Source organism: Sphaerisporangium sp. NPDC049002, from assembly GCF_040649355.1.
GTDB lineage: Bacteria > Actinomycetota > Actinomycetes > Streptosporangiales > Streptosporangiaceae > Sphaerisporangium.
On record NZ_JBEZFH010000299.1, the window covers coordinates 1 to 6797 of the forward strand.

Below are 6797 nucleotides of genomic sequence, written 5' to 3' on the forward strand. Positions count from 1 at the left end.
CGCCCCCGCGCTCGCGGGGATGCTCCGTTGGCCTCTTCCCGTCACGACAGTTGTCCTCGCTCGCCCCCGCGCACGCGGGGATGCTCCCTACATTGACATTGCCGCTAGGCCTACTGCTGACTCGCCCCCGCGCACGCGGGGATGCTCCCCGGGAACGCCTCCTCGCCGCAGCCCGCCAGCCCTCGCCCCCGCGCACGCGGGGATGCTCCGGCGGAGGGGGCGGCGGCGCGCTGGTGGTCTGCCTCGCCCCCGCGCACGCGGGGATGCTCCGCTCGGCTCACGCGGCGAGGCCGTACGCGTGTGCTCGCCCCCGCGCACGCGGGGATGCTCCCGCGGTAGAGGACCAGACGGCGCGGTGAGTCGACTCGCCCCCGCGCACGCGGGGATGCTCCTGCGTGCAGGACGTTTCTCATCTGCCCATCCTCCTCGCCCCCGCGCACGCGGGGATGCTCCCCGAGACTCGTGCCGGCGCTTTCCGCATCGGCTCTCGCCCCCGCGCACGCGGGGATGCTCCGGCATCCAACTTCCTCTCTAGGTCCTTCACTTTCTCGCCCCCGCGCACGCGGGGATGCTCCCCCACACTGGCCCACGCGAGCCGACACGGGCCGCTCGCCCCCGCGCACGCGGGGATGCTTCCTTGTCACGCTCTCCATGGGCTCCCCCCCGCGCCTCGCCCCCGCGCACGCGGGGATGCTCCCACCTTGCTCGGGCTCGCGATGCCGAGGGCCTGCTCGCCCCCGCGCATGCGGGGATGCTCCAGGCATCCCGTGCGTCGTTACCCCCGCTCGATCCTCGCCCCCGCGCATGCGGGGATGCTCCCGTGACCACATGGAGGTGCGCGCACGTGAGCTGCTCGCCCCCGCGCACGCGGGGATGCTCCTGGATGGAGAGCTACGCGGCGGCCCGCGCCTACCTCGCCCCCGCGCACGCGGGGATGTTCCAGCCCCTGCGCCGACACACCCGTGTACTCGCGCCTCGCCCCCGCGCACGCGGGGATGTTCCCCATCATGGTGTCCGACGTGACGTACCCGCGCGCTCGCCCCCGCGCACGCGGGGATGTTCCGCGAACACCGCGCCCGCGATAGCCAGCGCGGGGCTCGCCCCCGCGCACGCGGGGATGTTCCGGAGCGGTGTGACTCTCGCGGTCGTTCTGTACGCTCGCCCCCGCGCACGCGGGGATGTTCCGCGCCACGGGCCGGGCCGGTCGAGGCGCGGTGACTCGCCCCCGCGCACGCAGGGATGTTCCGGAGCTGCGCCGGGCTGAGAGCCTGTTTGCTCCCTCGCCCCCGCGCACGCGGGGATGCTCCGCTTGAGCTGGCCAGCCCGCTCGCGTCGACGCCCTCGCCCCCGCGTGCGCGGGGATGCTCCCGGTGGTGGATCTCCGATCCCGCGAACCCGGCGCTCGCCCCCCGCGTGCGCGGGGATGCTCCGATCGCCGCCCCGGCTTTGGAGTCCGACGCGCCCTCGCCCCTGCGCACGCGGGGATGCTCCGGTGCCGAGTGCGAGTTCGACATTGTCGGGGACCTTGCCCCTGCAAACGCGTGGGGCCGGTCAGTTGTGGCGGAGGATGAAGGCGGCTTCGGCGTCTCCCCAGCCCACGGAGCCCACGGCCCACAGCCGGGAGGAGCCGGGTACCCGGGTGATGCCGGTCCTGCCGATGTCGTCGGACTCCGGGTACTGCTGGTCGGCCCGCTCCCGCCGGAGCAGCGGGCCGTACGACGGGGTCCACTTCTGGCCGTCGAAGTGGAGGAAGAGCACCTGGCCCGAGTGGTCGGCGTCGATGCCGCTGATCCACACGTCGTCCGGCTTGGACGCCGTGACCCCGTCGAGTCTCCCCCGGGGGACCGGGACCTGGACCTGCTGCCAGGAGGCGCCGTCGAAGTGGAGGACGAGCGGGACCTCCGCCGCGCCGTCCGGGGGCGACACGCTGCCCACCGCCCACACGTCGGACGGTGTGACCATCCAGACCCTGCGCAGGACGCCCCCGGCGATCTCCGGTGTGCGGCCGCGCTGCCAGGACTGGATGTCCGGCCCCGACACGGCGGTGCCGTGCCAGACCATCGGCGTGCCCGGGGTCCCGGGCGGGGCGTCGGTGCCGACCGCCCACACGTGGCCGGGCTTGGCGGTGACCGCCGTGAAGTACCCGTCGGCGCGCAGGGCGTTGCGGAACCCCCGCCCCGTCCACTCCATGATCACCCCTTGCGAGGGGGTGCGGCCGACGAGCCAGGCGTGCTCCCCGGTGGTGGCGACGTCGGACAGGGAGTAGTCGTCGGCAACCCCGAACGGATGCCACCCGGTCCATCGGCCGCCGTCCCAGTGCGCGGCGTAGGCGCTCTCGGCGTTGCCGACGACCCACACGTCGTCGGGGCCGCCCGCGCTGACGCCGACCAGATGCCGGGCGTCAGAAGGGGAGACCGTCGTCTGGGTCCAGCGCGTGCCGTCCCAGTGCTGGAGGGCCGGGGAGCCCTCCCTGTCCTCCGCGCTGCCCTTGTATCCCACCGCCCAGGCGTCTCCCGGGCCGGTCGCCGCCACGTCGAGGAGCGCCGCGCTCCCTTCGAGCTTCGCGCCCTTGACGGGCTTCCACGCGGGGGAGACCACCGTCTCTCCCGTCGCGGCGGCGGCCGGGGAGGTGGACGGACGGCCCGGTGAGGACCCCGCCGCCGGGACGGTCGCCGACGGCGGCGTCCCCGTACGACCCCCGCCGCACGCCGTCACCAGAGCCAGGCAGGCGATCGCGATCGGCCACCGCCGCTTTTTCCCCATGGCACGGCATGCTCCCAGGAAGCGTCCCGGCCCCGCCACCGATCCGCCCCTGACGCGCCCGGGCTAGCCGATCCGCCGCGCGACGTCCTCGTACACGTTCAGGACAAGATCCCAGAAGCCGGACACGTCGAGCGAAGTGCCCACCAGGGCGTTGGGCGCGCGGCCGGCGAGGGCGAAGTCGGTCACGGTCATCCCCGAGGTGAACCGGCCCGCCGTCTCGACCTGGACCACCGCGGGCTCCAGTGTGACGAGCGCGGGGTCGATCAGGTACGCGATCGCGCAGGCGTCGTGGATCGCGGGGCCCTCGTCGGCCGTGACCATGCCGTAGAACTCCACGCACGGCACGAGCAGGTCGGCGCCGAGCCGGCCCATGGCCCGCATGCGGTCGACCACCTTCCCGACGGCGAGGGCCTGGCGGCTGACGTCCAGGCCGAGCATCGTCACCGTCCAGCCCGCGCCGAACGCGATGGCGGCGGCCTCGGGGTCGGCGGCGATGTTGAACTCGGCGGCGGGGGAGAAGTTACCCCGGGTGTACGAGCCGCCGAGGATCGCGAACTCGCGCGCCCATTCGGCGATCCTCGGCTCCTTGAGCAGGGCGAGGGCCACGTTGGTGAGCGGGCCGATCGCGACCAGGGTGATCTCGCCGGGAGCGTCCTTGAGCGTCTCGATGATGAAGTCGGCGGCGTGCCCCTCGCGCACCGGGAGCGTGGCCTCGGGCAGCCGGGCCTCGCCGAGGCCGAGCGGGCCGTGGACCTCCGCCGCGTCCACCCGGGCGCGCAGCAGGGCGCCCGCGCTGCCGGCCGTCACCGGGACGCCGGGGAAGCCGAGGAACTCCCGCAGCCTCAGCGCGTTGCCGGTGGTCTGGCCGAGGTCGACATTGCCGCCGACCGTGGTGATGCCCACGATCGAGAGGGCCGGGCTGCCGTGCGCCAGCGTGATGGCGAGCGCGTCGTCGATGCCGGGGTCGCAGTCGATGATGATCTTCTTGGGCGGCACCCACCCAGCTTGGATGACGGCACGACATACCGGCAAGTCGGGAATATCGGTCGCGGTCGCTGGGTTGCCCGGACCATGGAGCCGACCAAGCGTGGCCGGGTGAGGGTTGAGCCCACCGCCAAGCGTGTCCGCGCGTACATCGGAGGACGGCCGGTGGCCGACACCTCCAGCGCGCTGCTGGTGTGGGAGATCCCCTACTACCCGACGTACTACTTCCCGACGGACGACGTCGACATGGAACGCCTCACGGCGACGGGGCGGACCGACCACTCGCCGAGCCGGGGCGACGGCGAGATCCACGACATCGAGGGCCGATCCGGCGCCGCCACCGTCTACGGCGACTCGCCCATCGACGAGCTCAAGGGCAGGGTGCGGTTCGACTGGGCCGCCATGGACGCCTGGTTCGAGGAGGACGAGGAGGTCTACGTCCACGCCCGCGACCCGTACACCCGGGTCGACATCCTGGCGAGCCAGCGGCACGTGCGCGTCGAGGTGGACGGTGTGACCGTCGCGGACTCGCGCGGCGCGCGCGTCCTGTTCGAGACAGGGCTGCCGCCGAGGTACTACCTCCCGAAGACCGATGTCCGCTTCGACCTGCTGGAACACACCGACACGGTCACGCACTGCCCGTACAAGGGCCAGGCGGAGTACTGGTCGTTGGGCGGAAACAAGGACATCGTCTGGTCCTACCGGACGCCTCTCCCGGAGTCGCAGAAGATCGCGGGTCTGGTGGCCTTCTACGACGAGAAGGTCGACACCTACCTCGACGGTGTCCTCCAGGACCGCCCGGTCTCCCATTTCTAGGCCTTCGCACGCGTACGGCTCGCGCGTCATGCCCTGCGCGAGCCGTACGGGAAACCGCGTCGGAGGATCGGAGGAGAGGTCAGCGCCGGATCACGTGCAGGACGCTGGCGATGCGCTCAGCCGCCGTGACGATGTCGGAGGCGTGGCCGATGCGGCCGGCCCACGACAGCCAGAACCACCACTCGCCGTCGGCGGCGTTGGCGGCGAGCACGTCCTCGGTGACGGCCGGGGCCATCGGATTGATCACACGGAGGCGCGGATAGAGTCCGGTGCGCGCCGTGAGGCGCACCTGGAAGGCGTGGGCCTCCAACTGCGCGGCGAGTCGCTCCAGGTGGTCGATGGCCTCGGCCGACTGGATGCTTGGTTCTGCCGTCTTCATAGTGGTCTCCAGCGGGGACAAGGTGGGACCGGTTGGGGACCAGACTGAACCCGCGAGCTCCTACCGGCAATCAGAGCAAATCCACTGATATGTGGAATACCGTCGGTTGGGCGCCAGGTTTACGTGGAAACCACGCGGATGCCCAGGCATCAGTCCCATAACGCTGTAGGTCTTTAGGTGCCGACTGGTTAACATCTGGGAAACATCCGTAAGGCGGAACACTCCAGTGGCGGAGGGCGGACATGGCCCGTGGAGAGCATTCCCCAGCTTGCGCGCGGCGCTGGAGGGAGCAGGCCGTGGCCCGGCAGTGGAGCCCATGGCAGACGGCTCAGGCCATCAACAGCTGCTGCGGTGTGAGCCTTCTCAAGGCCCACCGCCTCGCACGCGGGTGGTCGGCGCGCCAGGCGATCGAGGAGCTGGAGCGGCTGTGCGAGACGCACTCCCTCGGGCTGCCCCGCGCCAGCATCGACCTGCTGAACGCCTGGGAGAACAACCGGGCGCGTCCCCGGCCGCAGACGATCGACCAGATCGCCCGGCTCTACTCCGCCAACGCCGTGCGCCTTGGCCTGGCGGCCGACTACTGCGACGACGGTGACAGCCCGAACGTCGTGGTCGTCACCCCGGCCCACGCCGTCCCCGCCGAGGACGCCGCCCCGCACTCCCGCGTCCCCACGCTGGACGCCGACGACGAGGCCGAGCGCCGCGCGCTGTTCCACCACGCCCTGCTGAGCTCGGGCCTCCCCCTCAACGGCCGCCTGCTGGCCGAGGTCGAGCGCACCCGCCAGGACATGGACCGCACGCTGGCCACCGGCACGATCAGCGAGGACCAGCTCGACCGGCTCGACGAGCAGGTACTGCGCTACCGCCGCGAGTACATCAAGAGCGCCCCGCTGCCGATGCTCTACCGGCTGATGCTGGAGATCGCCGACGTGCGCAGGCTCGTGTCGTCCCGGCAGCCCGCCGTCACCCAGCGCCGCCTGCTGAACGCCACGACCATGCTCGCCCTGCTCTCGGCCGACGCGCTGATGAAGCTCGGCGACACCCGCCAGGCCCACGCCTGGTACGGCACCGCGCGGGCGGCCTCCGACGACATGGGAGAGGTCCGGCTGCGCGCCCTCGTACGGGCGCAGGAGGCCATGCTGCCGTACTACTACGGCGACCTCACCGAGACCGTACGGCTGGCGCGCGAGGCCCGGATGCTGGCCGGGAGCGCTCCAAGTTCGCCCGCGGCGCTCGGCGCGGCGGCCGAGGCGCGGGCCCTGGCGCGCATGGGCGAGCACCAGGCCGCCCGCGTCGCGCTGGCCGAGGCCGAGCGCATCTTCTCCCGCATGCCCCGCGAGGGTGCCGACCACCTGGCCTTCCGCTTCTCCGAGAGGCGGCTGCAGTTCTACCGCATGGGCACGCTCATCGAGCTGGGTGAGGCCGAGCAGGTGCAGGAGTGGATCTCCAGGCCCTCCAGCCCCTACACGATCGACCCGGCGCTCGTCCTGCTCGACCAGGCGGCGCACGTCGCCAGGGACGGCGGGTACGAGGAGGCCTGCCGGCTGGCCGAGCAGGCCCTCACGCAGGTGCCGCCGGAGCACCGCACCTCGATCGTGGTCACCCGTGCCCGTGCCCTGCTGTCCATCGTGCCGCGCGGGGAGCGGCGCACGCCCGCCGCGCGACATTTACACGACCTGCTGGCGGAGGCGGGCCCGCAGCTCGCGCTGGAACGTCCATGAGCATGCTGGCGGACGAGGCCGCCGCGATCCTCGTGGAGGTGTGCGAGAGCGTCGGCCTCGACGCCCGGTCCCGCCGCGTCGACCGCCACCAGCGCGGGCGGCTCCCCGTCACCCACCCCGACCCCGACTCCCAC

Annotated in this window: 5 protein-coding genes and 1 CRISPR repeat array; of the genes, 2 read left to right on the forward strand and 3 right to left on the reverse strand. The window is 72.6% G+C overall.

Annotated elements, in window-relative coordinates:
• A CRISPR array of direct repeats spans positions 1–1487; the repeat unit is 22 nt; unit sequence CGCCCCCGCGCACGCGGGGATG.
• A gap of 64 nt (positions 1488–1551) precedes the next feature.
• Together AB0B89_RS33765 and AB0B89_RS33770 are read right to left on the reverse strand one after the other, a co-directional pair.
• Positions 1552–2763, reverse strand: a complete 1212-nt coding sequence (locus AB0B89_RS33765; RefSeq protein WP_358560972.1) for a hypothetical protein — start codon at positions 2761–2763, stop codon at positions 1552–1554.
• Between the two features lie 63 nt (positions 2764–2826).
• The gene (locus AB0B89_RS33770; RefSeq protein ID WP_358560974.1) at positions 2827–3759 is read right to left on the reverse strand and encodes a nucleoside hydrolase; all 933 of its coding nucleotides are present in this window, start codon (positions 3757–3759) and stop codon (positions 2827–2829) included.
• Positions 3760–3858: 99 nt separating this feature from the next.
• On the opposite strand from AB0B89_RS33770, the gene AB0B89_RS33775 reads away from it, so the two are divergent.
• Positions 3859–4563, forward strand: coding sequence for a DUF427 domain-containing protein (locus tag AB0B89_RS33775; protein WP_358560977.1), 705 nt, complete (start codon positions 3859–3861; stop codon positions 4561–4563).
• Between the two features lie 79 nt (positions 4564–4642).
• Here the strand turns inward: AB0B89_RS33775 and AB0B89_RS33780 are convergent, their stop codons facing one another.
• Positions 4643–4942, reverse strand: a complete 300-nt coding sequence (locus AB0B89_RS33780) for a hypothetical protein (RefSeq protein ID WP_358560980.1) — start codon at positions 4940–4942, stop codon at positions 4643–4645.
• 296 nt (positions 4943–5238) lie between these two features.
• On the opposite strand from AB0B89_RS33780, the gene AB0B89_RS33785 reads away from it, so the two are divergent.
• Complete coding sequence (locus tag AB0B89_RS33785) at positions 5239–6663, forward strand: helix-turn-helix transcriptional regulator (RefSeq protein ID WP_358560982.1); 1425 nt, start codon at positions 5239–5241, stop codon at positions 6661–6663.
• Positions 6664–6797 lie beyond the last annotated feature (134 nt).